The organism is Kocuria sp. (assembly GCF_030538595.1).
In the GTDB taxonomy this organism is placed as follows: Bacteria; Actinomycetota; Actinomycetes; order Actinomycetales; family Micrococcaceae; genus Kocuria.
Genome location: NZ_JAUNTS010000009.1, coordinates 107,722 through 133,475 on the forward strand (window position 1 = coordinate 107,722; position 25,754 = coordinate 133,475).

22 protein-coding genes and 2 riboswitches are annotated in these 25,754 nt (G+C 62.7%); of the genes, 13 read left to right on the forward strand and 9 right to left on the reverse strand.

Annotated elements, in window-relative coordinates; genetic code table 11:
* Window positions 1-173: 173 nt before the first annotated feature.
* Window positions 174-941 carry an aquaporin Z gene (gene aqpZ / locus Q4G32_RS09200; RefSeq protein WP_303350879.1) on the forward strand — a complete coding sequence of 256 codons (768 nt, stop codon included), beginning with the start codon at window positions 174-176 and terminating at the stop codon, window positions 939-941.
* 150 nt (window positions 942-1,091) lie between these two features.
* A complete protein-coding gene (locus tag Q4G32_RS09205) occupies window positions 1,092-2,066 on the forward strand; it encodes a hypothetical protein (RefSeq protein WP_303350881.1) in 975 nt (324 codons plus the stop codon).
* 97 nt (window positions 2,067-2,163) lie between these two features.
* Here the strand turns inward: Q4G32_RS09205 and Q4G32_RS09210 are convergent, their stop codons facing one another.
* From Q4G32_RS09210 to Q4G32_RS09225, 4 genes are all read right to left on the reverse strand, one after another.
* A complete protein-coding gene (locus Q4G32_RS09210; protein ID WP_303350883.1) occupies window positions 2,164-2,646 on the reverse strand; it encodes a glutathione peroxidase in 483 nt (160 codons plus the stop codon).
* 108 nt (window positions 2,647-2,754) lie between these two features.
* The gene (locus tag Q4G32_RS09215; protein WP_303350885.1) at window positions 2,755-3,402 is read right to left on the reverse strand and encodes a LutC/YkgG family protein; all 648 of its coding nucleotides are present in this window, start codon (window positions 3,400-3,402) and stop codon (window positions 2,755-2,757) included.
* Window positions 3,399-5,222 (reverse strand): LutB/LldF family L-lactate oxidation iron-sulfur protein, encoded by a 1,824-nt coding sequence (locus tag Q4G32_RS09220; RefSeq protein WP_303350887.1) that lies wholly within the window; start codon window positions 5,220-5,222, stop codon window positions 3,399-3,401. Before Q4G32_RS09220 ends, Q4G32_RS09215 begins: the two co-directional genes overlap by 4 nt.
* Entirely contained in the window at window positions 5,219-6,073 is an 855-nt protein-coding gene (locus Q4G32_RS09225) for a (Fe-S)-binding protein (RefSeq protein WP_303350889.1), read from the reverse strand. Before Q4G32_RS09225 ends, Q4G32_RS09220 begins: the two co-directional genes overlap by 4 nt.
* A 150-nt stretch (window positions 6,074-6,223) precedes the next feature.
* On the opposite strand from Q4G32_RS09225, the gene Q4G32_RS09230 reads away from it, so the two are divergent.
* The 6 genes from Q4G32_RS09230 (at window position 6,224) to Q4G32_RS09255 (ending at window position 12,790) form a co-directional block, all read left to right on the forward strand.
* Complete coding sequence (locus tag Q4G32_RS09230) at window positions 6,224-7,897, forward strand: L-lactate permease (protein WP_303350891.1); 1,674 nt, start codon at window positions 6,224-6,226, stop codon at window positions 7,895-7,897.
* A 5-nt stretch (window positions 7,898-7,902) separates the two neighbouring features.
* Window positions 7,903-8,682 (forward strand): FadR/GntR family transcriptional regulator, encoded by a 780-nt coding sequence (locus Q4G32_RS09235; protein ID WP_368660384.1) that lies wholly within the window; start codon window positions 7,903-7,905, stop codon window positions 8,680-8,682.
* A gap of 367 nt (window positions 8,683-9,049) precedes the next feature.
* A riboswitch (cyclic di-AMP (ydaO/yuaA leader) is annotated at window positions 9,050-9,225 on the forward strand.
* A gap of 1 nt (window position 9,226) precedes the next feature.
* Window positions 9,227-9,901 (forward strand): C40 family peptidase, encoded by a 675-nt coding sequence (locus Q4G32_RS09240; protein ID WP_303350892.1) that lies wholly within the window; start codon window positions 9,227-9,229, stop codon window positions 9,899-9,901.
* Window positions 9,902-10,146: 245 nt separating this feature from the next.
* Complete coding sequence (locus tag Q4G32_RS09245) at window positions 10,147-10,284, forward strand: hypothetical protein (RefSeq protein WP_303350894.1); 138 nt, start codon at window positions 10,147-10,149, stop codon at window positions 10,282-10,284.
* Complete coding sequence (locus Q4G32_RS09250; protein WP_303350896.1) at window positions 10,281-11,729, forward strand: hemolysin family protein; 1,449 nt, start codon at window positions 10,281-10,283, stop codon at window positions 11,727-11,729. The genes Q4G32_RS09245 and Q4G32_RS09250 overlap by 4 nt, the downstream gene beginning before the upstream one ends.
* On the forward strand, window positions 11,726-12,790 hold the full coding sequence (locus Q4G32_RS09255; protein WP_303350898.1) for a hemolysin family protein: 1,065 nt from the start codon (window positions 11,726-11,728) through the stop codon (window positions 12,788-12,790). Before Q4G32_RS09250 ends, Q4G32_RS09255 begins: the two co-directional genes overlap by 4 nt.
* Window positions 12,791-12,802: 12 nt before the next feature.
* On the opposite strand, the gene Q4G32_RS09260 is transcribed toward Q4G32_RS09255, so the two are convergent.
* The 4 genes from Q4G32_RS09260 to Q4G32_RS09275 form a co-directional block, all read right to left on the reverse strand.
* Window positions 12,803-13,843, reverse strand: a complete 1,041-nt coding sequence (locus Q4G32_RS09260; protein WP_303350899.1) for a serine hydrolase — start codon at window positions 13,841-13,843, stop codon at window positions 12,803-12,805.
* 60 nt (window positions 13,844-13,903) lie between these two features.
* A complete protein-coding gene (locus Q4G32_RS09265) occupies window positions 13,904-15,112 on the reverse strand; it encodes a glycosyltransferase family 4 protein (protein ID WP_303350901.1) in 1,209 nt (402 codons plus the stop codon).
* 8 nt (window positions 15,113-15,120) lie between these two features.
* Window positions 15,121-16,371 (reverse strand): NAD-dependent epimerase/dehydratase family protein, encoded by a 1,251-nt coding sequence (locus tag Q4G32_RS09270; protein WP_303350903.1) that lies wholly within the window; start codon window positions 16,369-16,371, stop codon window positions 15,121-15,123.
* Window positions 16,372-16,521: 150 nt separating this feature from the next.
* Window positions 16,522-16,959, reverse strand: a complete 438-nt coding sequence (locus Q4G32_RS09275; RefSeq protein WP_303350905.1) for a hypothetical protein — start codon at window positions 16,957-16,959, stop codon at window positions 16,522-16,524.
* A gap of 365 nt (window positions 16,960-17,324) precedes the next feature.
* Between Q4G32_RS09275 and Q4G32_RS09280 the strand changes: the two genes are divergently transcribed.
* The 4 genes from Q4G32_RS09280 to Q4G32_RS09295 all read left to right on the forward strand — a co-directional run bounded on the left by Q4G32_RS09280 (window position 17,325) and on the right by Q4G32_RS09295 (window position 22,390).
* Window positions 17,325-18,650 carry an acyltransferase family protein gene (locus Q4G32_RS09280; protein ID WP_303350907.1) on the forward strand — a complete coding sequence of 442 codons (1,326 nt, stop codon included), beginning with the start codon at window positions 17,325-17,327 and terminating at the stop codon, window positions 18,648-18,650.
* A gap of 10 nt (window positions 18,651-18,660) precedes the next feature.
* A riboswitch (SAM riboswitch) is annotated at window positions 18,661-18,770 on the forward strand.
* Between the two features lie 49 nt (window positions 18,771-18,819).
* The gene (locus tag Q4G32_RS09285) at window positions 18,820-20,289 is read left to right on the forward strand and encodes an O-acetylhomoserine aminocarboxypropyltransferase/cysteine synthase family protein (RefSeq protein WP_303350909.1); all 1,470 of its coding nucleotides are present in this window, start codon (window positions 18,820-18,822) and stop codon (window positions 20,287-20,289) included.
* The gene (locus tag Q4G32_RS09290; RefSeq protein WP_303350910.1) at window positions 20,286-21,527 is read left to right on the forward strand and encodes a cystathionine gamma-synthase; all 1,242 of its coding nucleotides are present in this window, start codon (window positions 20,286-20,288) and stop codon (window positions 21,525-21,527) included. The genes Q4G32_RS09285 and Q4G32_RS09290 overlap by 4 nt, the downstream gene beginning before the upstream one ends.
* Before the next feature lie 32 nt (window positions 21,528-21,559).
* Window positions 21,560-22,390 (forward strand): DUF4870 domain-containing protein, encoded by an 831-nt coding sequence (locus tag Q4G32_RS09295; RefSeq protein WP_303350911.1) that lies wholly within the window; start codon window positions 21,560-21,562, stop codon window positions 22,388-22,390.
* Between the two features lie 64 nt (window positions 22,391-22,454).
* On the opposite strand, the gene Q4G32_RS09300 is transcribed toward Q4G32_RS09295, so the two are convergent.
* A complete protein-coding gene (locus Q4G32_RS09300) occupies window positions 22,455-23,063 on the reverse strand; it encodes a GNAT family N-acetyltransferase (protein ID WP_303350912.1) in 609 nt (202 codons plus the stop codon).
* 106 nt (window positions 23,064-23,169) lie between these two features.
* Here Q4G32_RS09300 and Q4G32_RS09305 point away from each other — a divergent pair, with 106 nt between their 5' ends.
* On the forward strand, window positions 23,170-25,341 hold the full coding sequence (locus Q4G32_RS09305; protein WP_303350914.1) for a 3-hydroxyacyl-CoA dehydrogenase NAD-binding domain-containing protein: 2,172 nt from the start codon (window positions 23,170-23,172) through the stop codon (window positions 25,339-25,341).
* The last annotated feature ends 413 nt before the right edge of the window (window positions 25,342-25,754 follow it).

Sequence of the window (25,754 nt, forward strand, 5' to 3'; positions counted from 1 at the left end):
GCCAGGATGTAGCCATCACCACGTTTCTCCTAGTCCTCTCCGCATCACCGCTGTTGTAGAGTCAAATCCTTGCTGCTGCACATAACGGCACTGGCTGGATGTCCTCCTGCAGCAGCGCACCGGGTCCACCACACCTGGAGACCCTCCTCAACCCCCGATCGTGAGGTAACACCATGCCTACTCATTCCATGACCGCCAGGCTGTTGGCGGAAGCCCTGGGAACTTTTGTCCTTGTCCTGGGCGGCTGTGGCTCAGCCGTTCTGGCGGCGTCCGTGATCAGTGATGCCAACATCAACATGGGTATCGGCTTCCTGGGCGTAGCACTGGCTTTCGGCCTGACCGTGGTGGTCATGGCCTACGCCGTGGGCTTTGTCTCCGGTGGACACTTCAACCCTGCCGTGACACTGGGCGCCGCTCTTGCCGGGCGAGTCGAGTGGAAAGCCGTGCTCCCGTACTGGCTGGTCCAAATTGTTGGTGGCTCCCTGGGCGCGCTGGTACTGTTCGTGATCGCCTCCGGCAAGGACGGGTTCTCCGCCGTCGACTCCGGTTTTGCCACCAACGGTTACGGCGCCCTGTCCCCGGACGGTTACAGCATGCTGGCGGTCTTTGTCACTGAAGTGGTCCTGACCTGTGTGTTCCTGTTCGTGATTCTGGGTGCCACCGATGACCGCGCCACCCTGGGCTTTGCACCGCTGGCCATCGGTTTGTCCCTGACTCTGATCCACCTGGTTTCCATCCCGGTGTCCAACACTTCGGTGAACCCGGCACGTTCCCTTGCCGTTGCCTGGTTTGTGCCGGAGGCATTGGGGCAGGTCTGGCTGTTCCTGTTGGCCCCGTTGATCGGGGCAGCCATTGCGGGAGTGCTCTACAAGGTGTTCTTCCCCAATGTGTCCAGCGAAATCCTGGAGCGCGACCAAAACACGGAAGTTCCCGCAGCCTGACGTAGCAAGCCGTGCGCAGTTTGATACCCCATCAGCCCTGATGGGGTATCAAACTGCGCACGGCTTCACTCTTCTGCGTGATCCACCTGCGTTATCCACAGGTCTGACAGGAGGCTTCACCTCCGCTTTCACGTTGGATTGACTCGGTACATGCCCGCCAAAGCTCATGTGCCCCCTCGCGCCCTGCATGGTCGATGCTTCACAGCTGCACAAGCTGCAGTCCTGGGGGTGACCCCGCGCCAATTGGCTGGCCCCGGGTACCGCCGGATCATGCGTGGCGTGTGGGCCACCCGCGACTTCAAACTCCCGGACCATCCGCGGGATCGTTTGGTGGAGATCTTGGGCACTTTGCAGGATGTGGCCCCGCAGACCGTGGCCAGCCACACCACCGCGGCAGCCTTGCTGGGGTTACCGTTGCCCGGCGGACTGTGGCGTGACCCCGGGCTTCATCTCACGCGGTGGGATGGCCGGTGCGCGCCGAGGATTGAGGGAGTGTCCGGGCATCGAGCCCGCGTTGCCCCAGAGGATCGTAGAATTCTGGCTGGTGTGCGCCTCACCGCTCCGGTGCTGAGTGCTCTGCAGGTGGCGGAGATGACAAACGCTGCCGGTCAACCGTTGATTTCCCACACGGCGTTGGTGGCGCTGCTGGACGGCATGGTGCGCGAGCACAAGGTGGGGCTGCACCGCGGCATGGTCCCCACCTGTTCTTTGGCTCAGGTTCACACTGATCTTCAACGGTTCGCCCACACGGATGGCATCAGACGAGTCCGCGCCGCCTTGGACCACGTGCAGGTGGGGGCCGATTCGGCGCTGGAAACCTACGCCCGGTTGGCCTTGGCCGCAGCAGGCTTCACAGACTTCCACCACGACGTCGAAATCAGGGTTCCCGGTCTGCGGCCCGTTCACCCGGACCTGGCTGATGAACGCCGCAGAATCTCCATCCAGATTGAGGGACCCCACCACGATCAGTCCGGACAACGCATCCGGGACATTGAGCGTTTGCGCGTGACCCAGGCCGCTGGGTGGATCGAGATTCGTGTCACGGCAGCCGATCTCTTTGTTCAGCCGGGACAGACGGAGCCACGCATTGTTCAACTGGTCCGTGAAGCCATCCACACCATGTAGTGAGTAAAGCCGTGCGCAGTTTGATACCCCATCAGCCCTGATGGGGTATCAAACTGCGCACGGCTTGCCCGTTGGGGCCAGCACTCAGGGCCAGATCTCAGCCTTCCAAGAGCTCTTCGATGTCGGCGCGCAGCTCGGAGGGCTCCGTGGCGGGTTCGTAGCGGGCCACCACGGTGCCGGACTGATCCACCAGGAACTTGGTGAAGTTCCATTCGATCTCCGCCCCGTTGGGCCCGGGCTTTTCCGCCTTCAGCCATTCCCACAGGGGGTGGGTGTGCAGCCCGTTGACATCCACTTTCTTGTAGAGGGGGAACTCCACGCCGAACTGGGAGCGGCAGAAGGCTTGAATCTCCTGTCCTTCGCCGGGTTCCTGTTCACCGAACTGGTTGCAGGGGAAGCCCAGGACGGTGAAACCACGGTCCTTGTACTCCTCGTACAGCTTCTCCAGGCCGTCGTACTGCGGGGTGTATCCGCATTCGCTGGCGGTGTTCACAATCAACACCACCTGCCCGCCCAAACGGTCAAAAACATCCTGTGACCCGGAGATGGTGTCCGCGGTGAAGTCGTGCAGCTTGGTCATCAATACCTTTCAGATGTCACGGCGGCCGTGGCACCGCTTGTCAGTCAACAAACACGTTCAGGGGCAAGTCTGGGGCACACTCAGCACAAACCGTGAGCCAGATCGCACTCAGCCGAAAAGAATGACATCCAGACGCCGGGGTCCGTGCACACCTTCCACACGTTCCAGCTCAATGTCTGAGGTGGCCGAAGGCCCGGAAATCATGGTGATCGGATGTTTGTCAGTCACCCGCTCAAAGGCCTCCGGGATCAACTCCACCACGGAATCCAGCGGCACCACACACACGTGGTGATCCGGAACCAGACTCAGCGCCCGCCGTCCTTCATCCGCGGCACCGTTGAGAAATATGGTTCCGGTTTCCGCGCAGGACACGGTGGACGATGTCAGAACTGCCCCCAGCGCATCGAGTTCACGTGCGGTCAGGGGGGCGCCGTCGTCGTTGTGGTCGCGGACCATGTGCAGACCCTCCGGAAGCCAGGATTGCGCCAGGCCGTCGGGCACCACGGTCACCGATTCGCCCAGCAGTTCAGCGATCCGACCCGGCAAAGAGTCAGCATCCTCCCGGTACACATTGGCTTTGTAGTCCACCAGCCGGTCCTCCAGCATGTCCACCACCTGGGCGTGATCCAGCGTGGAGTGGCGGCGGTAGAGCCGCGGTACCTCCGGGGCAGGTGGCTGATCGCGCAGCGCGTGGTTGATCCTGGACAGGATGGTGGCCTTGGCATCAGCAGTTTCAGTGGTTTCGGTCTGGCTCATGCCTGCTGCCCTCCGTGGTGCTCGCCGGTGCTGGTGGTGGGGCTGTCCTTGGTGGTGGCGCCTTCGGCGGAGGATCGCTCGGCCCGCAGCTTGGCCACCGCCTGAGCCTCCGCACCCCAGGCGGCGTGCTCGTGGATCGCCGCCGCCAACGACGACGCCGCCACCTCACCTCCCGCACTCGGCGCCAACTGGGCCCCACCCAAGTCCTGGGCCACGCGTTGTTCGGAGTCCTCACCGTGCTTGCGCCACCAGTTGCGGAAGGACTGGTTGGGGGGCACGGGGATGTCGCGTTCCTGGGTCCAGCCGCCCACCGTGCCGGGCAGCCACTTGGCGCCACCAAAGGGTTTGAGTGCCCCGCGGCCCAGGGGTAGTGCCCGTTCGGCCAGGCCCATGCGCGTCCCGGAGGACATCACGGTCCCGGCGGCTTTCATGAGCAGATCCATCTCTGAGGGGACACGCTTCTTCGGGGCTGTCGCTGGATGTTCAGACGGTTCGGGGGGCGTACCGGCAGCTTGGGCTTCGGCTTCCCGGGCCTCAATCACGGTGGCCCGCTGCTGGGTGGCAGCGGCATCACGCTGACCGTGCTTGGTGCGAACGTCCTCATCCCGCAGGTGCACCAGGATGGAGGGAATGTCGATCTTGACCGGGCACACCTCATAACAGCGTCCGCACAGGGAGGAGGCGTAGGGCAGGGAGTTGTTCTGCTCCGCGGCCACACCGGTCAACTGGGGGGAGAGGATTGCGCCAATGGGCCCCGGATACGTGGACCCGTAGGCATGTCCGCCGGCATGTTCGTACACCGGGCACACGTTGAGGCAGGCCGAACACCGGATGCAGTGCAGCGCGGAGCGGCCCACGGGATCACCCAGGACGGCGGAACGTCCGTTGTCCAGCAGCACCAGGTGGAATTCTTCCGGTCCATCCCCTTCTGCAACCCCTGTCCACATGGAGGTGTACGGGTTCATGCGCTCGCCGGTGGAGGATCGGGGCAGCAGCTGGGTGAAGACCTCCAGATCGGCAAATCGCGGCAGCAGCTTTTCAATGCCCATCACGGTGATCAGAGTTTTGGGCAGGGTCAGGCACATCCGGCCGTTGCCTTCAGATTCCACCACGGTCAAAGTGCCAGTTTCAGCAATGCCAAAGTTGGCACCGGACACCGCCACCGTGGTTTCCAGGAACTTTTCCCGCAGGTAGGTGCGGGCGGCTTCAGCCAGCACGGCGGGCTCGTTGGTGAGTTCCTTGCCGGTGCCCGGCATACGGCGGGAGAAGATCTCCCGGATTTCATCCCGGTTCTTGTGGATGGCGGGAACCAGGATGTGGGAGGGCTTGTCATCACCGAGCTGAACAATCAGCTCGGCCAGGTCCGTTTCATGCGCCGTGATGCCTTGCGCTTCCAGGTGTTCGTTGAGCCCGATCTCCTGGGTGGCCATGGACTTGACCTTGATGATTTCCTGGGCGCCTTTGGCCTGTACCAACTCAGTCACAATGCGGTTGGCCTCTGCGGCGTCGCGTGCCCAGTGGACCACACCACCCCGGGCGCGCACATTGGTTTCAAACTGTTCCAAGAGCTCCGGCAGGTGTGCCGCCACCTCTTGTTTGATGGCGGAACCGGCATCACGCAAGTCCTGCCAGTCCGGCAGTTCGCCCACCACACGCGCTCGTTTGCCGCGGATGGTGTGGGTGGCGTGGCCAATGTTGGCCCGCATCTGTGCGTTTTTCAGTTCCTCGCGGGCATGTTCGGGAAACGGGGTTTCCTCGTAGAGGTTCCCGGAGCCGTAGGCCACGCGGGTGCCGGGCATTCCCAGATCAACGGTGGTCATCGGTTCTCTCCTGTAGCTGCTGCGGCGCTCACGGCTGACGGGGTGACGGTGGCGTGAACCCGCGGGATGGACAGTTCGGCAATCTCGGAAAGTTCCAGGGGGTTGGCCCGGGTGGAGGCCAGGATTTCGGCCAGGTGGATGGTTTTCACATCCGATCCACGACGCCGCGCGGCCCCACTCATGTGTAACTGGCAGGAGGAGTCGCCACCGGCGCACAAGTTCGTGCCGGTGGACTCGATGTTCTTGATTTTGGCCTCCACCATGGCCCCGGAAACATCCGGGTTCTTGAAGGAGAAGGTGCCGCCAAAGCCGCAGCACTCTTGGGCGTCCGGCAGTTCCACCAGTTCCAGTCCCCCCACACTGCTCAGCAACTTGGTGGGGCGATCCCCCAAGCCCAGAAGGCGCAAGCCGTGGCAGGACGGGTGGTAGGTGATGCGGTGCGGAAAGTAGGACCCCAGTTGCTCGGCGGCATCGGTCACGCCGAGCACGTCCACCAGGAGTTCAGACAATTCGTAGGTGCCTCCGGCCACTTGCTCCGCGGCGCGAGCCAGGTCCTCGTCCCCATTGGCCCGGGCAATCATGGGTTGCTGGTGGCCCAGGGAGGCAACACAGGACCCGGACGGCGCCACGGCGACGTCGTAGTCAGCGGCGGTGAAGGCCTCCACGTGGTTACGCACCACGGGCAGCGCCTCCTCCATGTAACCGCTGTTGACGTGCATCTGCGAGCAGCACCCTTGGCCCGGGGGGAAAACCACCTGGTGTCCCAGGCGCTCCAGTACGCGCACGGTGGCTAAAGCAACCTTGGGGTACATCGCGTCCACAATGCACGTTGCGAACAAGGCGATTCTCATGGGTCCTCCGCGATTTTTGTGACTCAGGTCATGTACAGTTTCCCACGACCTCATGTGGTCCGACCATACTCGTTCGTGACCCACATCGCATTTCGGACTGTCCTCAGGTGTCCCCCTCAAGCCGGTCCGCTTCACTTCCAGGAGTCGTTCGTGAACACCTACACCGCTCAGGTTGACGCGGTTGCCGGCAGCCTGGGGCTCTCGGCACTGGTCGGCATTGTGCCCCTGGTGGCCTTCTTCATCGCGTTGGTCGGACTCAAGCGCAGCGCTTGGATTTCCGGTCTGATCGCGCTGGCCACCGCCATTTTTGTGGCCATCTTGGCATTCGGGATGCCCACAGATCTCGCCTTGCTCTCCGCCACCCAAGGTGCCGTGTTCGGCCTGTTCCCCATCGTGTGGATCGTGGTCATGGCGCTGTGGTTCTACCAGATCACCGTGGCTGCTGGCCGATTCGAGGACATGCGTTCCATCTTCGACACCATCGGTGGTGGAGATGTGCGTATCCAGGCCATCCTGATCGCCTTCTGTTTTGGCGGTCTGCTGGAAGCGCTGGCGGGCTTTGGCGCCCCGGTTGCCATTACCGCCACCATGATTCTGGCCATCGGCCTCAAGCCGCTGAAGACCGCCGTGGTGGTGCTGATTGCCAACACCGCGCCCGTGGCATTCGGTGCAGTGGCCACCCCCATCACGACGGCGGGCAAGCTCACCGGGCTGGACCCCGCTCACATCGGTGCAGTCGTGGGACACCAAGCCCCGCTCTTTGCGTTCGTGGTGCCGTTCCTGCTGTTGATCCTGATTGACGGATTCAAGGGGTTGAAGCAAGCCTGGCCGGCCGCCCTGGTGATTGGCTTCTGCTTTGCCGTGGCCCAGTGGTGGTGCGCCACGTACTTTGCCTACGAGCTGACGGACGTGGTGGCCGCAATTGCCGGTGTGGCCGGTGCTGTGATTCTGCTGCGCTTCTGGAAGCCGCGCGGTGCCGCGGAAGCCAAGCAGCGTTTGGGTATTGAAGAGGTGGACAACGTCTCCGACCTCACCGCGGGCCGAGTCTGGATGGCCATGCTGCCATATGTGCTGGTGGTGGCCGTGTTCGGCATTGCCAAGCTGTGGACCGTGGGTGTCAATGTTCCGCAATGGCTGGCCAGCACGGACATCAAGATCCCCTGGCCGGGTCTGGACGGTCGCCTGCTCAGCGCCTCAACCGGTGAGCCCATCACGGGCACGGTTTACAACTTCACGTGGCTGTCCTCCCCGGGCACACTGCTGCTCATCACGGGCCTGCTGGTCACGGTCATCTACACCGTGTTCAACGGCAACGGCCGATTCCCCATGACCATCGCCAAGGGCCTCCAGGAGATCTGGGCCTGCATGTACAAGATGCGCTACTCCGCGCTGACCATCATGCTGGTGCTGGCTCTGGCCTACGTGATGAACTTCTCCGGTCAGACCTTGGCCATCGGTAGTTTTGTGGCCGGCCTGGGTGCTGCCTTCGCCTTCTTCTCCCCGGTCCTGGGCTGGGTGGGAACAGCCGTGACAGGTTCGGACACCTCCGCCAACGCGCTGTTCTCCAACCTGCAGCAGACTGCCGCGGAAGCGGCAGGGCTGGACCCCAATCTGATGGTGGCGGCTAACACCACGGGCGGTGTTGTTGGCAAGATGATCTCTCCGCAATCTCTGGCCATTGCCGCTACCGCTGTGAGCATGCCCGGCCAGGAGTCGACCATCTTCAAGAAGGTGCTGCCTTGGTCCATCGGCATGCTGATCGTGCTGTGCGCACTGGTCTTCCTGCAGTCCAACGTTCTGGCTTGGATGTTGCCCCCGCAGTGAGTCACGTGAACCCGGTGTCCCCACCTGCGCTCGGTGAAGCGGGGGTGGGGGCCGGGCACGGTCGCAGTAAAGAACATGCCCCCACGTACACGGAGATCTTGGCCTGGGTGGAAACTCAGCTGAGCTCCGGTGCCTTGGTGGTGGGGCAGAAACTTCCGGGGGAGCGCGCCCTGGCGGAACAGTTCGCCATGTCCCGGGCCTCCGTCAGGGAGGCCATCCGCGTGCTGGTTGCCATGGGGCTGGTTCGCTCGGGGACGGGCTCCGGGCCGAAGGCCGGCGCCGTCGTTGTCTCTGAGCCCTCCGCGGCCCTGTCTTGGGCGTTGCGGATGCACGTGGCCACCAAGGCATTGCCCATGGCGGATGTGGTGGCCATGCGAGTGTTGCTGGAAACCCAGTCCGCCTTGGCGGCAGTTCCGGTGGAGGGGGACTCGCACCGTGCGCAGGTTCTGCAACGGGCACGCGAGTATCTGCAGGAGATGGACAGCCCCACCATTGACAATGCCCGCTTCCATGATCTGGATGCGCGATTCCATGTGGACCTGACCTCTCTGGGGGGCAACGTGGTGCTGACCACCGTGATGCAGTCCCTCCGGGATGCCGTGATCGGTTACGTGGAGCAGTCCGTGGCTGATGTCCCGGACTGGTCTGCGTTGCGCGAGCGGCTGCAACGGGAGCACTGGGCCATTCTGGGCGCTTTTGAATCAGGAGATCCGGTGGCTGCGGCCAGATTGCTGCGGGAGCACATAGAGGGTTTCCACTCCACGGTCACCAAAGCCCGCGGTTAGCGGACTCCGCTCTTGGTTTGCGCAGTAAAAGGGTCGGAGGCGTCGGGCATGCCCGTTCTGCCGTTGAGTCCATGCCCGGAACTGTGTGTATCTGCCCTGGCGTGATCGTGTAACAGGCTCGCCGTGATGAAGTCGTGATGTAAGCGATCCCACACATGTGGGTACAAGAACTCGCACCAAAAGGCTCTGACATGGGTAAATGTAGCCATTTGGCATCCCGGACAGGCTGGTGCGGGGGTAAATCAGGTCCCTGGAACGCACTTCAACGTTATTTGTTCGTGACAATCCGTGATCTGTTCGTTATGGTTTTCGTCGTGCCACTCGAACGGGCGGCACCGCCGGGGCAGATGCCGCATCCTGTCGCTCCCCGGTGTTGATCCCGAACACGGACATGGCAGGAGCGAGGGACCCACTTCCCGTCCCGATTCTGAATCACAGAACGGGACTTGGGGTGAAGCCGAGGCTGTCCACCCGCTGAGCCTCGGCCGGTTTACTCCGAACCGAACCCGACAGCTCACCCCGCAGGCAATCTGGAGGAAAACCAATGCAGAACGTCAAGACTGTTGCTCGCCGCGCCGGCCTGGGTATCGCTGTAGCCGGTATCGCCACCGCAGCCACCATCGCCCCGGCTTCCGCTTACGCTGAGGTTCCCGGCGCCACCACCAACGGCACCGTCCCCTCGAACACCACGAGCTTCGACTACTCCGCCGCTGAGGCTTCCGGCTGGAACTACTCCTGGAGCACGGACGCCAACGGCAACACCACCTACACCTACGGAAACGGCGCCACTTCCGCCGCTCCGGCAGCTTCCACCTCTTACCAGGCTCCCGCTGCTGAAGCCCCGGCTGCTCAGGCTTCCGGCGTTTCCACCCAGTCTGTGGCCAACACCGGCGGCATCGCCGGCACCGCCCAGTCCTTCGTGGGTGCCCCCTACGTCTGGGGTGGCACCACCCCGGGTGGCTGGGACTGCTCCGGCTTCACCCAGTACGTCTACGCCCAGCACGGCATCCAGCTGCCCCGTATCGCTTCCGCCCAGGGCCAAGCCGGCACCCCCACCTCCAACCCGCAGCCCGGCGATCTGGTCATCCAGAACGGCGGCAGCCACGTTGGTATCTACCTGGGCAACGGCCAGATGATCTCCGCTCTGAACCCGGGCCAGGGCACCCAGGTGCACCCGGTCTCCGCCATGAGCGTTGACTACTACGCCACTTTCGCCTGAGTTCGGTGAAAACGGGTTGGCCACTGAAGTGGCCGCCCACCCCGGCGCGTGATCGCGCCTGAGATCTGAGCACTTCTCAGATGTCCTGCCCAAAGGCGGCGGACCACCCGGTCCGCCGCCTTTGGGGCGTCTGAGCCCCCAGACACCCCCATCCATTCACGACGCCGCAGCACCAGTCATACGGTTTTCTCACGTGATGAACGCATCATCGAAAGTGAACGTTGTTACCCCTTACACTTGGCTCCATGCCTCATGACACGTCCCGGACGGTTCCCGGCGCTCGCCGTGTGACCGCGCCGGAAGATGCGGAGTATCGAAGTTGCGCTTTGCGCAACTCCTCCCAGTCCTTACGTTTTGACCTCCCGGTGGTGATGACCCGGTGAGTGTTCTGGGTTCAGCGTTACTGCTGACCGCGGTGGTTCTCCTTCTGGTTTTTGTCAACGCCATCTTTGTGGCCGTGGAGTTCGCCTACCTGACCGTCAATCGCAATACAGTGCGGGAGCGGATTCAGGACGGGGACAAGCTTGCTGCGGCCGTGGACAAAGCCTTGACCCGGACTTCCACCAATCTTTCCGGGGCCCAGCTGGGTATCACGGTCTCCAGCTTGGTGGCGGGTTTTCTCACCGCCCCCTCAGTGGGTGTTTTGCTCACGGAGGGCCTGGGTATCACGGGGCTCTCAGACACTTTGGTGACGGCCATCGGCACCACCGGTGCCTTTGTGCTGGTGACTTTCACGCAGATGGTTTTTGGTGAGCTGGTGCCCAAGAACTGGGCCATTGCTGAACCCGTCAAGGTCTCACGCCTGGTGGTTCGCCCGCAAAACATTTTCATGTTCCTGTTCGGCTGGTTGGTTCACGTTCTGAACTCCTCAGCCAACTGGATTTTGCGCATGCTCGGCTTTGATCCCAAGGAGGAAGTGGCCAACGCCCGTACGGCGGAGGAACTGGCTTCCGTGGTTTCCCGCTCGGGGGAGGAAGGCACGTTGGATGCCGGGACCGCTGAGTTGGTGGCGCGGTCCATTGAGTTCGGTGACCGCACCGCAGCGGATGTGATGATGCCCCGCCCGCGGGTCACCTTTGTGGAGGAGGAGTCCGTCCAGGATGTTCTGGACCTGACTGCGCGCACGGGTCACGCTCGGTATCCCGTGATGGGTGACAGCGTGGATGACATTGTGGGAGTGGTCCACTTCAAGGACGCTCTCAGCGTTCCGCTGGAGCAGCGTGTCAGCACCTCCGCGCACAGCATTGCCCGTGAAGCCACCGTGGTCTCTGAATCCATGACCTTGGACCCGCTGCTGCGTGAACTGCGTCAGCCCGGTCTGCAGATTGCCATTGTGGTGGATGAATACGGCGGAACCGCTGGAATCGTAACCCTGGAAGATCTCATTGAGGAGATCGTGGGGGAGATTGATGACGAACAAGACACCACACTGTCCAAGTTCCGGCGTCGTCCGGATGGCTCCATTGTGGTCTCGGGGTTGCTGCGCCCGGATGAACTGGGTGACATTGTCAAACTGGACCTCCCGGAAGGGGAGGAAACTGACACCCTGGGTGGCTTGATCGGCGAGATGTTGGACCGCCTCCCGGAAGTCGGGGATGAAGTGGTGATTGACGGCACCGACCACGAACACCGCGACGACGACGATCTCCCCACCCAGGGACGCCTGTCTCTGCGAGTGGGTGCCATGGACCAGTACCGCGTGGAGCGGGTGATCGTGGATCGGTTGCCGCAACCGGCGGAGGATGAAGACTCGGATGAGCCCCCGGTGCAGTATGAAACGGTCGAGGACCCGGAGATGACGGACACCGACCGGGAGGATGCGCGATGAATGACGCCACGGCCATCCTGGTACTGCTCCTGCTGCTGTTGGGCAACGCCTTTTTTGTGGGCGCCGAATTCGCCATGGTCTCCGCCCGCCGTGATCAGCTGGAGCCCAGGGCAGCGGACGGTTCCCGCTCCGCGCGCTCCGCGCTGAAGGGAATCGAGGACGTTTCAACGTCCTTGGCCGCCACCCAGTTGGGAATCACAGCCTGTTCGTTGTTGATCGGCTCCGTTGGTGAACCCGCCATTGCGCACATGATTGAGCCGGCTTTTGAAGCCATGGGAGTACCTGGTTTCCTGGTGCATCCCATCGCCCTGGTGATTGCTTTGTTGGTGGTCACTTTCTTGCACATGGTGATCGGGGAGATGGTTCCCAAGAACATTGCCATTGCACAGCCTGCGGCTTCCGCGTTGCTACTGGGGCCCGTGCTGCGGATCTTTGTGGTGGTGCTGCGCCCCGTGATCTGGCTGATGAACAGCCTGGCCAACCTGGTGGTGCGTTACATCCTGCGGGCAACTCCCAAGGATGAGGTGGCATCTGCCTTCACTTCCGATGAGGTGGCGGGTTTTGTGGCCGAGTCCGGCCGCGTGGGCCTTCTGGATGCGGATGAAATCCGGTTGCTCACCGGTGCTCTGCAGTTTGAGGCTCTGACGGCAGCGGATGTTGCCATCCCCTTCAGCCGGATTCGCACCATTGACCATGCAGCCACCAATGCTGAGATTGAGCAGATGACTGCGGACACCGGGTTCTCGCGCTTTCCCGTGGTGGGCCCGGATGGCCGTCTACAGGGCTATATCCACACCAAGGATGTTCTGGGTGTGGCTGCAGCGCAGCGGGATCAGCCGTTCGATCGCAGCATCTTGCACCCGCTGGGCCGTGTTCCGGAAGGAGCCAAGCTGCAAAACGTCATGCGGCGGATGCAGGCCAACAACGCTCATCTGGCGTTGGTGGATGGGCCTCAATCGGACAGCGGTCAGCCCGCCATTGTGGCGTTGGAAGATGTGTTGGAGGAACTGGTGGGTGAGGTACGTGATGCCACCACCCCCACTGCGGCAGGTACCGCCTAGAGGACTACGCCATCAGGATGCTTTGCGCGCAGTCATGAGCACCAAGTCATCCAGTAGGGCGTAGCCGCATTCGGCATTCGGTGCACCGTAGGTGGTGATCACAATGTCGTGGACCTCTCCGTTGATGGTGGCCTGACCCATGGTGCCCACGTTCCAGCGGTCGTCGTCCCCGGGCAGCCATCCGTTTTTCACCGCTACTTCTTGCACATCGAGCTCGGGTGGCACGCGGTCGGCACGGGCCAGAACCCCCACCCCAAAATCTTGGGTGTAGCTGTCGTAGCCCTGGGCCGGGTCAAGGTATTCGCGGATCACGTCCATGTCCTGCGCCCGGACCCAGTCAGGGGTGTCGGTGAGGGCATCCAGCACGGCGCTGAGATCAGCGGCCGTGGTGGATTCTGTTCCCCACCCCAGCTGGAGGGTTGTCTCCGTGGCACCCAGCATCCGATACGTCTCGGTGAGGTAATCGGTAGCCATTTGATCGTCCTCACCCAGGCGTTCAAACAGGGCAGCGGTGGATTCGTTGCCGCTGTTGGCCAGGGAGTCTTCCAGCAGTCCGCTGTCCACAGGGGTGAGCTCCTCATCGGTTTCTTTGAGATGACGCATGAAGCTCAACGCCACGCTCACCTTGGAAAGGCTGGCGGCTTGGACCCGAGAATCTTGATTGATCTGCAATTGCTCACCCGTGCTGCGGTTCAGCACCACCACACCAATGTCCGTGTCCAGATCTCCTTGCGCCCCTTGCACCGCGGTTTGGAGGGCCTCCTCCAGGTTTTGGTCATCCTGCCCGGCCAACCACGGGGCCACAAGATCGCTGTCAGTTTCCTGTGCTTCCTGGACCTGCTCCGCGGTGAGCCCATCCCCGCTGGGCTCCACCAGGCACGTGGCGGGAATGGGGCGGAACTGCACATCGTCTTCGATTGCCTCTGCGGTGGTCAGGGAGGATGGATACGGGTCCTCCGCTGAATCCTGTCCCCCACCACATCCCGTCACGGTGAGGGCCACCACCGCACCAAAAGCCAGCCGTACCTTGGTCTTAGCTGCCTGCGCAACCATGTGAACCCCCTCCCCGGTGCTGCCCGCACCGGGTTCATGCCGGACCAGGAGCTTTGACAGCTATCCGCGACGACGCCGCGGTAGCCGCACCTTCCGGTACTCCGCAGCCCCAAAAGTCTTCAGGAAAGGACCTGGAGGGACATGGCGCTGCTGGTGCCGGCTGATGGCCAACTGGTAATAGTCAACCAGCTTACGAGTTGAAGTCTCCCAGGAGTGCTTAACAGCCTCCGCGCGTGCCGCAGCACCCATGCGGGCCCGCAGGTGGGGGTCCTCCACCAGCTGGCGCAAGCGCTGCGTGAGATCATCGGCATCTCCGGGTTGCACCAGAAACCCGGTTTCGCCGTCGTCAATCACAAAGGGGATGCCTCCGGCCCGGGCTCCCACCACGGGCACCCCGGAGGCAAAAGCCTCCAGAGCCACCAACCCTAGCGTTTCCGACTGGGAGGGAAACGCAAAAATATCCGCTGAGGCATAAGCCGCGGCCAATTCGGCACCGGACATGTAGCCCGTGAACACCGTATTGGTACCGGCAAACTGCTTTTCCAGATGCTCCTTGTGGGGGCCCGACCCCACAATCGCCAGGCGGGCACCGGGCAGCCGACGCATGGGTTCAATCAACTGGTCCAGGTTTTTTTCTTTGGACACCCGGCCCACGTACACGATCAGCGGATCCGTTGGATTCCCGTTGGTCAGGCGGTTGCGCAACGCCCTGTCCGCCCGGGATGGGTGGTAGGTGACGGTGTCCACGGCCTTGGGCCACAAATCGACGTCACGCACCCCCACCGAACGTGCCCGCTCCACCATGGGGCCGGAGGTGCACAAATTGACCTCGGACTGATTGTGCAGCCAGCGCAGCCAGGTTTCGGATGGGTGGCGCAGCATGTGCAGGCCCAAGGCATCCGCGTAATGCGGCACATCGGTGTGGAAAGAGGACAGCAGCGGAAGGTCACGGCGCCGCGCTGCCAGCACACCGTAGGCGGCCAGCCAGACGGGGTTCACGGCGTGCACAAGGTCAGGCCGGAAATCGGCCATGGTGGTGGCAATCCGGGCAGTGGGCAGCCCCAACTTGATCTCCGGATACCAGGGTTTGAAGGATACCGAGCGGACTGGCACCACGGTGTGCCCGGCATGGCTGGACGGAGGATTGCCGGGGGCAAAAACCACAACTTCATGGCCCAGGGCTTCCAACTGCTCCAAAGAGCGCAGAATCCGGGTGACCACACCGTCGATTTTGGGTAGGAAGACCTCTGTGTAGAGGGCAATGCGCACCGGGTGGCTCAGTTTCCGTGATCCGGTGTGGGCTGGTCAGTTGTGCCCTCGGCAGCCGCCGGGTGGTTCAAAGAAGCAGGTACTCCCGCATGGGTCCGCCGGTTCCACAAGGAAGTCGCGGGGATCTTGGCCAAATCGGCGCGGTGCGCGTAACGCCGGGCAGTGTCCTCGACCTCCAGCAGCAACCCCTCAGAAAGCGTGGTGGGCTCCAGCCCCAGGTCCAGGAACGTGTCATTGGAGACATGCAGATCATTTTCCGCGGACTCCTGCCGCGGGTTGGGCACCATCTCCACGGTGGCGCCGGAGATTCGACCCACCAGCTCGGCAAGGTCACGTACCCGGTGTGTTTCCGTCATTTGATTCAGGATCATCACCCGATCCCCTACGGTGGGCGGGTTGCTGAGCGCAATTTCCACGCACCGGACCATGTCTTGGACGTGGATGAACGCGCGCGTCTGTCCACCCGTTCCGTGCACGGTCAGCGGGTAGCCCACGGCTGCTTGCATCAGGAACCGATTGAGCACGGTGCCGTAGTCGCCGTCGTAATCAAACCGGTTGATCAGGCGTTCGTCCAACAGGGTCTCTGCTGTGTTGGTGCCCCAGATGATGCCCTGGTGCAGGTCTGTGACCCGGACACGGTCGTTCTTGGCGTAGAAGGCAAAAAGCAGCTGATCCAGGGACTTGGTCATGTGATAGATCGAGCCGGGGTTGGTGGGGTAGAGGATCTGAGTCTCTATGTTGTCCCGTTCGTCCTGCGGGATCTCCACATCCAAATAACCTTCCGGAATTTTCATCCCGGCCGTGCCGTAGCCGTAGACCCCCATGGTGCCCAAATGCACCACGTGGATGTCCTGGTCAGCCTCCACAATGGCTGCCAGGAGGTTGTGGGTGGCGTTGACGTTGTTGTCCACGGTGTAGCGCTTGGTGCGCGCAGACTTCATGGAGTAGGGGGCTGCACGCTGTTCGGCAAAGTGCACCACGGCATCAGGACGCTGCTCACGCAGCAACTCCAACAGTGCGTCGTAGTCCTGGGCCACATCCAGGGTGACCGCTTGAATCTGGTGACCTGTGACCTCCCGCCATGCCTGCAGGCGGTCCGGCAGGGACCGAATGGGCGTCAGGGATTGTGCACCCAATTCGTCATCTATCTGACGGCGGGAGAAGTTGTCCACGATGGTGACATCGTGCCCCTGGTTGGACAGATGTAGGGCCGCCGGCCAGCCGCAGAATCCGTCTCCACCCAGGATTGCGATCTTCACTTGGTCTCCGTTTCTGCCGCCGCGTCACACAAGTTGTGCGTGAGTCATCCGGACGGGATTCTGCGCTGATCGCACTTCAATGTCCCGCCCGTGCCAATTCTGGCAGACGGTGGCGCGGGTGCAGCGGTTTGTGCCCCAGCACGTGCGGTTTCAGGAGGCCACGGATCGCCTCTGCCGAACGCGCACCATCACTTCATTGATGTCACGGGCTTGCCTGGACTCCCCGGGGCCCACGTAGAGGGTGGGTAGCTGTTCAAAGTCGCTGGGACTCGGCTCACGGGTTGTGGGCTCCCAACCCTGGGGGAATTCGTGGTGGTGGAAAGTCCCGCACTTCTGGCAAAAGTATTTGACGTGTCCGCCGGATGCCACGGTGCGTGCACCGTGACGCAGCTTGTTCAGGAGGGTGCGGAAAGCAGTCAAGCCCGAGCGGCGCTCTGGTGCAGCTGCGGTGGCGATCCCCGTGGGCACAATAGCCATGAACTTCAGGTAGTAGTCCGTGGTGCACTGTTGGCACGTTGGCGTCCGCAACGCGGTGGGGCGCTGGTTCGGCGAGCCAAGCCGTCCAAGGCGTTGGGCGGAGGTGGGCATCGTTTCGACTCCGTGGGGGATCGGTGTTGCGGGTGGGCGTCGTGCTTTCCGCAGATGCGGTAATTGGGGTGTGTGTCGACTCCGTTGTTGATCGGAACCCAATCCAAGGCTAGGCCACCGCCCGCGTTCCGTACAGGGCTGGTGTCGGGTGAATTACCGCACATGTTGACATGACAACTACCAATTAGTAATAAGCCGTCTGATCAGTGCAGATGAGGGTGACTGCATTGCCGTTGTCACACACTGGCTCGCAGGCGTGTGGGCCTTCACTGTTTGGCAGACTCATGCCCGTGACCGGGTGCTTGTGGTCGCAGGAGTTGCAGGAGTCATCAGGGTGCAGGGGTCTGAGAAAGGGGGCGTGGTGGATGGTCCGGCCGGGGGTGGGGCAGGGTGATCAGCGTGACGTTGCAGTGGATGCCGCCCGGGTGGCCGCTCTGGCTTTTGTGGTCTGCGCACACATTCTCCTGGTGACCCTGATGACCGATCCGGTCTCCGGGCACGTGACCAACGTCATGGTCCCCACGCAGTATCCGTGGTTCTGGTGGGTCACGTGGATGGTGCAGATCATGCCGCTGTTTTTTGTGGTGGGTGGTTATGCCTCCGCCGTTTCCTGGAACAGAGTCACGGCCAAAGGGGGTGGCGGGACCGGCGGGGCGGGTGAGACTGCTTGGGTGGCAGCTCGTGTGCTGAAACTGGCGCAGCCGGCGGCGTTGCTGTGGGTGTTTCTGGCAGTGGTCTATCTCCTGGCGCGGGTGGCCGGCGCCCCGCCGGAGTATGTGGATGCGGCCCTGCCCGGGATCGGTATGCACTTGTGGTTTCTGGGTGCTTACACGCTGTGCGTGATGGCGGTTCCGTTCACAGTCGCGGCCCACCGATCCCGTCCCCTGCTCACCCTGGGGTTGTTGGTGGCTGCAGGAGCAGCGGTGGAGGTGCTGCGCATTGCGCTGGATGAGCCGTGGTGGGGGCTGCTGGGGTTGGCTCCCATCTGGCTGGCGATCCATCAGCTGGGCTATTTCCGGGCGGACGGGGCTTTTGCCCGGTGCCCTCTGTGGGGCCTGCTTCTCCTGGCAGCCGCCAGTTACGCGGGCCTCGCCGTGCTGACTTCTTTTCCTGCCTGGTCACGGGACATGCTGACCAATTTGAATCCACCCACGCTGACCTTGTTCCTGCTGGGACTGGGGCAGGCCTGTTTGCTGCAAGTTCTGACTCCGGCTTTGCGTGCAGTGATGACATTGCGGCCCGCGCAGGGTTCGGCCTGGTTGATTGGTGCCCGACCGGTTTCGCTGTATCTGTGGCACCTCCCGGTCATCGTGTGCGTCACCGCTGTGTGGTGGCTGCTGGACGGGCCCCAGCCTGCTGTGCCAAGCGCAGCGTGGTGGTGGTGGCGTGTCCCCATTGCGGGGATCTGCTGGTTGGCGGTACTGCTGGTGGTTCGTCTGGTGGGACCGGTTGAAGCCACTGCGGTCCTCCCAGCGGGCCACACAACACCCCGATCCTGGTCTGCTGTACTTCTGGCTGCGGGTCTGGTGGTGATCCCTGCGGTACTGGAAATTCGATACTTGCTCACCCCGTGGTTGGTGGTCGGTGGAGCGGTGAGTTACGTGGGCGCCGTCGTAGTGTTACGCGCGCCATGGCGGGCTGTGGCCATCTCTTGGCGTGCGCGCTGGCGCGGCGCCACTGACGTGGGCTAATCTGGCGGAGCTTCACGAGATGCGTTCGCCAAGCTCCGACTTGATCGCACACCAACCCCATGTTCACGGGTGGTTCGGATGACGAAGCGGCCTGCTACGCCCGCAGTGCACGAACATTCCCGTGGGTAACCGTGCAGGTCAAGAGCACCTCACCCCATGGAGTTTCCAGATGACTCTGGCACCATCGGCAGACATCAACGGTTCGTCCTCATTGGCCACGCGGCAGATTCATGCCGGCCGTGCAGGTTCCGCTGACGCCCCCACCCAGGCCACGTTGCCCGTCCCGATCTACCAATCCTCTGCTTTTGAATTTCCAGACCATGCCTCTGCGGCCGCCATGTTTGCTCAAACGCAACCGGGGTTCACGTATTCGCGGACCGGCAATCCCACCGTTGCAGTGTTGGAGGCTCGGGCGGCAGACCTGGAAGGTGGCATTGCTGGGCTGGCACTGGGTTCCGGGCAGTCCGCGGTGGCAGCTGCCCTGTTGGCACTGGTGAGCACGGGTCCCGGAAAGCACCTGGTGGTTTCGGAAAAAATCTATGGCGGCACCGTTGATCTCCTGGGGGACACGCTGGCGGATCTCGGTGTCACGGTCACGTACGTTGACCCCACGGACGCTTCCGCGTGGGAGCAGGCCGTAACACCGCAGACCCGCGGCTTTTTCCTGGAGTCGATTGGTAACCCGCTGTCCACCTTGGCGGACCTTGACGCCATCTCGCACGTGGCGCACGCAGCGGGGGTTCCTGTGGTGGTGGACAACACGCTGGCCACCTCCGTGCTCTATCGGCCGTTTGAGCACGGCGCAGACATCGTGGTGCATTCAGCCACCAAGTTTTTTGGCGGTCACGGGACCGCATTGGCCGGTGTGATCGTGGACTCCGGGGGATTTGACTGGGAGAAGGAGCCGCAGCGCTGGCCGCAATTCACCCAACCCCGCGAGCGCTGGGGGCACGTGAGCCTGGTGGAGAAATGCCGCGGCGGCTCACCTTTCCTGCACCTGTGCCGAGCCAAGTTTGTCCATGACCTGGGCTTGACCTTGTCCCCGTTCAACGCATCTCAGATCATTCAGGGTCTGGAAACTCTGGATCTGCGGATTCGCCGCCACACGGAGTCCGCCGCACTCATTGCTCGGTTCCTGGAGTCGCATCCCGCAGTGCGCAGCGTTCATCACCCGGCGGTGGATTCCTCCCCGGACCGGGAAATCGCCCTGCGGGATTATCCGCTGGGCACGGGTTCGGTGTTTGCTTTTGAACTGAATTGCGCCCGCGACTGTGTCCCCGCGTTTGTTGATTCTCTGCGGTTGTTCAAGCTGGTGGCCAATATTGGTGATGTCCGCTCACTGATTGCCCATCCGGCGGCCATGACTCACTGTCGGCTGACGGAGGAGCAGCGGTTGGCCGGTGGCATCACCTGGGAGACGCTGCGGCTGTCCGTGGGGTTGGAGTCCGTGGATGACTTGATTGCGGACCTGCAGTCCTCTCTGGACGATTTGCTGCGCAGCAACGCTGCTCGGTTTGGAACCAGCGGCAGTCAGACCGGAACCGCTGCCGGTGCTCCTCAAGCGGCAGCCAGCAGTCACGTGGGGGCTCCAGCGGCCGAGGCCCGCTTGGCCGCTGCACACCGGGAGGTTGGGGCATGAGTGGCTTCACCACACTGGCCGTCCACGCGGGCCAAGAGCCGGACCGTCTGACGGGGGCCGTGATTCCACCGATCTATCAGACGTCCACCTTTGTGCAGGATGGCATCAATGTGCTGCGCGACGGCCACGAATACTCCCGCGGTTCCAACCCAACCCGTAACGGACTGGAACAGCAGTTGACCGCTTTGGAGGGCGGCGCCAGCGGTTTTGCTTTCGCTTCTGGAATCGCTGCCGAGGATGCCCTGCTGCGTGCGCTGTTGCGACCCGGTGATCATGTGGTGCTGGGCGCTGATGGTTACGGGGGCACCAACCGCTTGATCAGCCGGATTCTTGCCCCGTGGCAGGTTGATCACACGCCGGTTGATGCCACGGACCTGGATGCAGTGCGCCAGGCCATCACCCCCAAAACCCGGTTGCTGTGGGTGGAAACTCCCACCAACCCCCTGCTTGGTATTGCTGATCTGGCGGGTCTTGCCGAGCTGGCTCATGAACACCATGCCCTGCTGGTGGTGGACAACACTTTTGCCTCCCCGTATCTTCAGCGCCCCCTGGCGTACGGGGCGGATGCGGTGGTGCATTCCACCACCAAATACGTGGGGGGCCATTCGGATGTGCTGGGAGGAGCCGTGGTGGTGGCGGACCGGGAGTGGGCCGTGGACCCCGCCCACGGATTCACCCCCGGGACCACCCTGGCTGAGTTGGTGGGCTTCCAGCAGTTTGCCGGGGGTGCCGTAGCTGGCCCACAGGACAGTTACCTGGCCGCGCGCGGGCTCAAAACGCTGTCCCTGCGGATGCAAAGACACCAAGAGAACGCCGGGCAGATTGCTCGATGGTTGTACGACCGCCCGGAGGTGCTTCAGGTTCTCTACCCAGGATTGCCCGATCACCCCGGTCACCAGTTGGCAGCCCGGCAGATGGACGGATTTGGCGGCATGGTCTCCTTCAGATTGCGCGGGGGAGAGGCTGCGGCCAGGCAGTTTGCGGAGTCCACCCAGATGTACAAGCTCTCCGTTTCCCTGGGTGGTGTGGAGTCGCTGATCTGCTGGCCGTCGGAGATGACCCACGGCAGCGTGGTGGGAACCGCGCAGGCTGTCCCCACAGATCTGGTCCGGCTTTCGGTGGGTATCGAGGACCTGGAGGATCACCTGGAGGATTTGGAAAAGGCGTTCACAATCTCTGGCGCGGTGTCGGATGCGCTTAGGCTGGTGGGTAAAGACACTCGGACGTTTGCACGTTGACTTCCAGATCCACGATCAAGGAGATGCTCGCCATGAGCAATGACGACGCCACTGCACGCCCCCCGCACTTTGACCCCCAACCGAATTCCGACGACGCCGGCGCGCACCAAACGCAGCAGCCTGCCCAGACACCCGAGGGCCAGCAAGAAGGTGCTGAACCGTCTGCGGGGCAGCCGCAGTTGGGAAGTCAGCAGACCGGCGGCCAGCAGTACGAACCCCCGGTCGGCGGGCAGCAGTATTGGCAGCAGCCCTCTGGTGGTCAGCACCATGGGCAGCAGCCCACCGGCGATCAGCAGTACGGCTATCAGCCGGGCCGCTCAGAGCCGGGCCAGCAGCCGGGTGGGCCGCAGTACGGTTACCAAGGCGCTGGCCAACAATCTGGATACCAGGCCGGCGGCCAGCAGAAATACGGGGTTCCGCCGTACGGCAATGCTTCCGGGCCTTACGGGGAGGGGGCTCAAGGGGGTTACCAGTCGGGCCCGTATCACTTCAGTGGGATGCAGCCGCAAGATGCCCGCCTGTGGGCCACCCTGACCCACCTTGCCGCCCCCGCGCTGTACCTGCTCTCGGCGGGCTTTGCGGGATTCATAGCACCGTTGGTGCTGTGGCTGATCTTCAAGGAAAAGGATCCCCTGGTCCGGCAGGCAGCCGCCGGTTCCTTCAATTTCAACTTTGCGCTCATGCTGGTCAGCATCGGAGCCTGGGCCGTGGGCATTGTGACCTTGGGTCTGCTGATGCCCCTGACCGGTTTGGTGCTGATGATTGTTTTCATTGTCCAGGTGGTCTTTGGGGTCCTGGGCGCCATAGCGGGCAACAAGGGTGAGGCGTACAAGTACCCCTTCCAGGTCGGCATCCTGAAGTGACCCAACCCGGCGTCAGATCAGCCCAACCCACTTTGGTCTGATCTGACCCTGGGCCAGGCCCGGATCAGGGCTGCTCAGCCACGGACTGTGCGGCCTCCGGACCCAGCAGTTCGTGCGCCAGGATTGCGTAGATGTACTCGTCGCGCCATTCACCCAACTGATAGTGAGATTGCTTCAGCTCGGCTTCGCGGCGCATCCCAAGGCGCTCGCAGACTTTGGCTGAGCTGACGTTGAGGGCATCCAGTCGGGCGAAAACGCGGTGGGCTCCCAGCCGTTCAAAGACTGCCCTGATGGCCGCCGTCGCTGCTTCCTTGGCCAATCCCTGTCCCGTGTAGGCGGGGTTGACCACCCACCCCATCTCTATTTGCTTGGACTCGGCATCCACCAGGGTCAGCACAATCTCGCCGTACAACTCGCCGTCTCCGCCCTTGGGGGAAAAGGCGTATCGCACCGAATCGCCGTCGCCAACAAAAGCACGCGGACCGCGGTGTTCGGCGATCACCCGGTAGGAGTGTTCCCAGGTGCGGGGTCCGCGCCAAGCATGTTGGGCGTAATCCTCCCGGGACTGATAGGAGTGCATCTCTTCAAGATCGGCTTCCGTGAAACGCCGAAAGTAGAGGCGCTCAGTTTCCAAGGGCAGCAGGTCCTTCACAGCAATCAGCCTACGTCCCATGCCCGCTGTCCGTCTTGCCGCAGCGCACTGTGCGTGAGGTCACAAAACTAAGTGATACCGTCTGACTCAGATAATTTTCCAGTCACCTGCCAGGAGTACGACGACGATGTCCTCACCCACCCCCAGCGCACAGTTTCCATCCACCGTGTCCATCTCCGTGGAGAACGTGACCCTTCCCGGACGCGAACTCCCCACGGCGGTGCTTCAGCTGGATTCAACCTTGTCCAATGGGCTCATCCTGTGGAGTTCAGCAGCGTTGGCTGACCTGAAAGAAGCCTTGACGGGGATTGAGCAAAGTGCGGTAGAGGCCGTGGTGGTGATCGGCAATAGGCGGTCCTTTGGTGCCGGGGCCAATCTTGACGAGATCCGTCATGCCCAGAACAACGGTGACGGCCAAGCGTTTATCACCGCCGGCCATGAAGTGTTTGGGCTACTGGCGGAGGCTTCTGTACCAACCATTGCCGTGATCACGGGCCAGGCGTTGGGCGGTGGGCTGGAGCTGGCTCTCCACGCGGACCACCGCGTGGGTCATCGCGGTGGGGCTGTGTTGGGCCTTCCCGAATGCCGCCTCGGCTTCTTTCCCGGCTGGGGCGGTGTGTACCTGTTGCCGCATCTCATTGGCCCCCAGGCCGCAATTGACATGATCACCTTTGACGCACTCAAAGGGCGATACGTCAGACCGGCCAAGGCGCAGGAGATCGGTCTGCTGGACACGCTCCTTGAAGTAGCCCCCGGGCAGGAAGGCTGGACGGAGGCCTGGCAGAGCGCCGTCGTTGAGCTGCTGAACCGGGAAGCCGAAGGCAAACAACACGGCGCGGGGGAGTCCGCCGCAGACACTGCACCTGGATCGGATGCCAACTCTGGATTGGACGCAGAGCACGCGCAGCAGTGGCAAGCTGCAGTGGATGCCGCCCGCTCCAAAGCCCAGAAAGTGTGGCGCGGTGCGGCTCCAGCGCCTTTGGCAGCGCTGGATTTGATTGAAGCCGCTGCCACTCAGAGTCGAGTGGAGAACGGGCAGGCGGCCATCGACTGCTTTGGTGATCTGGTCACCGGCGACATTGCCAGGGCGAGCCTGCGGACGTTCCAACTGGTGGACTCACGGTCGCGGAAGACCCCCGACCGGCCCGATGTTGCCGGGCGCCAGATCAAGAAGGTCGCCGTCGTCGGTGCGGGTCTCATGGCCCGGCAACTGGCCGCTCTGTTCGCGCGATCCCTGCAGGTGCCAGTGGTCCTCACGGACATTGACGCACAGCGTCTGGCCGAAGGCGTGCAGTGGGTGGCTGACAAGTTCCAGCAGGAGGTTGACCGCGGGAGGCTGAAGCCGGAACAAGCACGAGCTTTGACTGAACTGGTCACCGGTGCGCAGCAGGACTCCGATCTGGCGGATGTGGACTTCCTGATTGAAGCCACACCGGAGGAAATGAAGATCAAGAAGGCAGTGCTCTCCCACTGGGCCACCATTGTGGGGCCGGATGCGGTGCTGGCCACCAATACGTCGTCGTTGTCCGTGACAGAGATGGCCCAGGCGGTGGAGAATCCGGGCCGATTTGTGGGGTTCCACGTGTTCAACCCGGTGGATGCCACGCCCCTGCTGGAAATCATCACCACCGAACAGACCTCCGAAGAGGCCTTGGCCACGGCCTTTGATCTGGCCAAAGCCATGAAGCGAACGGCAGTGCGGGTCAGTGATGCGCCGGGCTTTGTGGTCAACCGGTTGTTGCTGCGCATGTTCGACCCCGTGTTGGTGGCCTTGGATGCAGGTATGGACCCGAAAGCCGCCGATCACGCGCTGGATCCTTTGGGCCTGCCCATGACGCCCCTGCAACTGCTCGACTTTGTGGGGCCCGCCGTGCTGCATCACGTGGGGGAGCGCATGCACCAGGCCTACCCGGAGCGTTTCCATGTGTCACCGTGGATGGAGGCCGTGGTCAAGGAGGGGGAGACACACGTGCTCCCGCAGCGGGGAACTCCAGCGACTGCGGGAGGAACCTACTTGACTGAGGCAGCCGAAGAGCTGCGCAAGAGCACGCTGGGCGGTCTCTCCGATACGTCTGATGCCAAAGTCCCCACCGCAGAAGAACTGCTCCAGTCGGTCGAGGATGCCCTTGCCGGGGAAATCGGCCTGATGCTGGAGGAAGGTGTGGTGGCTCGGGCTGAAGATGTGGACGTCTGCATGGTTCTGGGGGCCAACTGGCCCTTCTACCTGGGTGGCATCACGCCCCACCTGGACAGGGTGGGTGCGAGCGAGCGGATGCTCGGACGGCGCCTGAGCGCCTAACGGCCGGATCCCCCCACCCCATGACTGCCCCTTGGCTGCCGAGCGTCCGAGTTTGGTCGCTTTCTGGCTCCGAAAACGACCAAACTCGGACGCTCGGCAGCCAAGAGCAGTGGGGTGTGATGGGCATCGCCCGCACCCGCCTTGCGGAGGCTCGTGGGCCTGTGTAATGTATTCACCTGTCGCCGCGAGCCGGAGAGGCGTCCAACAGGACAAATTCAACGGTGGCGGCCCAGCCGGTCGGCAAACTTTCCACTACTTCTGTAGCTGTCAGTTGCGCTGCGCTCCATGAGCTAGTTGCACGGGATGGCGGAGTAGGGTATAGTTTTCTGGCCGTGGCTCGCTGAGAAGCGGGCTCAAACCCCGGGGTTCTGGTTGTCTGCCGTGTTGGTGGGTGGTTGGTTCTACTGGTTTGT

Excerpts from the sequence above, each read along its gene's own strand:
- aqpZ (WP_303350879.1), top strand. The coding sequence starts at position 174 with ATGCCTACTCATTCCATGACCGCCAGGCTGTTGGCGGAAGCCCTGGGA.
- Q4G32_RS09205 (WP_303350881.1), top strand. The coding sequence starts at position 1,092 with ATGCCCGCCAAAGCTCATGTGCCCCCTCGCGCCCTGCATGGTCGATGC.
- Q4G32_RS09210 (WP_303350883.1), bottom strand. The coding sequence starts at position 2,646 with ATGACCAAGCTGCACGACTTCACCGCGGACACCATCTCCGGGTCACAG.
- Q4G32_RS09215 (WP_303350885.1), bottom strand. The coding sequence starts at position 3,402 with ATGAGCCAGACCGAAACCACTGAAACTGCTGATGCCAAGGCCACCATC.
- Q4G32_RS09220 (WP_303350887.1), bottom strand. The coding sequence starts at position 5,222 with ATGACCACCGTTGATCTGGGAATGCCCGGCACCCGCGTGGCCTACGGC.
- Q4G32_RS09225 (WP_303350889.1), bottom strand. The coding sequence starts at position 6,073 with ATGAGAATCGCCTTGTTCGCAACGTGCATTGTGGACGCGATGTACCCC.
- Q4G32_RS09240 (WP_303350892.1), top strand. The coding sequence starts at position 9,227 with ATGCAGAACGTCAAGACTGTTGCTCGCCGCGCCGGCCTGGGTATCGCT.
- Q4G32_RS09245 (WP_303350894.1), top strand. The coding sequence starts at position 10,147 with ATGCCTCATGACACGTCCCGGACGGTTCCCGGCGCTCGCCGTGTGACC.
- Q4G32_RS09255 (WP_303350898.1), top strand. The coding sequence starts at position 11,726 with ATGAATGACGCCACGGCCATCCTGGTACTGCTCCTGCTGCTGTTGGGC.
- Q4G32_RS09260 (WP_303350899.1), bottom strand. The coding sequence starts at position 13,843 with ATGGTTGCGCAGGCAGCTAAGACCAAGGTACGGCTGGCTTTTGGTGCG.
- Q4G32_RS09275 (WP_303350905.1), bottom strand. The coding sequence starts at position 16,959 with ATGCCCACCTCCGCCCAACGCCTTGGACGGCTTGGCTCGCCGAACCAG.
- Q4G32_RS09280 (WP_303350907.1), top strand. The coding sequence starts at position 17,325 with ATGGTCCGGCCGGGGGTGGGGCAGGGTGATCAGCGTGACGTTGCAGTG.
- Q4G32_RS09285 (WP_303350909.1), top strand. The coding sequence starts at position 18,820 with ATGACTCTGGCACCATCGGCAGACATCAACGGTTCGTCCTCATTGGCC.
- Q4G32_RS09290 (WP_303350910.1), top strand. The coding sequence starts at position 20,286 with ATGAGTGGCTTCACCACACTGGCCGTCCACGCGGGCCAAGAGCCGGAC.
- Q4G32_RS09295 (WP_303350911.1), top strand. The coding sequence starts at position 21,560 with ATGAGCAATGACGACGCCACTGCACGCCCCCCGCACTTTGACCCCCAA.
- Q4G32_RS09300 (WP_303350912.1), bottom strand. The coding sequence starts at position 23,063 with ATGGGACGTAGGCTGATTGCTGTGAAGGACCTGCTGCCCTTGGAAACT.
- Q4G32_RS09305 (WP_303350914.1), top strand. The coding sequence starts at position 23,170 with ATGTCCTCACCCACCCCCAGCGCACAGTTTCCATCCACCGTGTCCATC.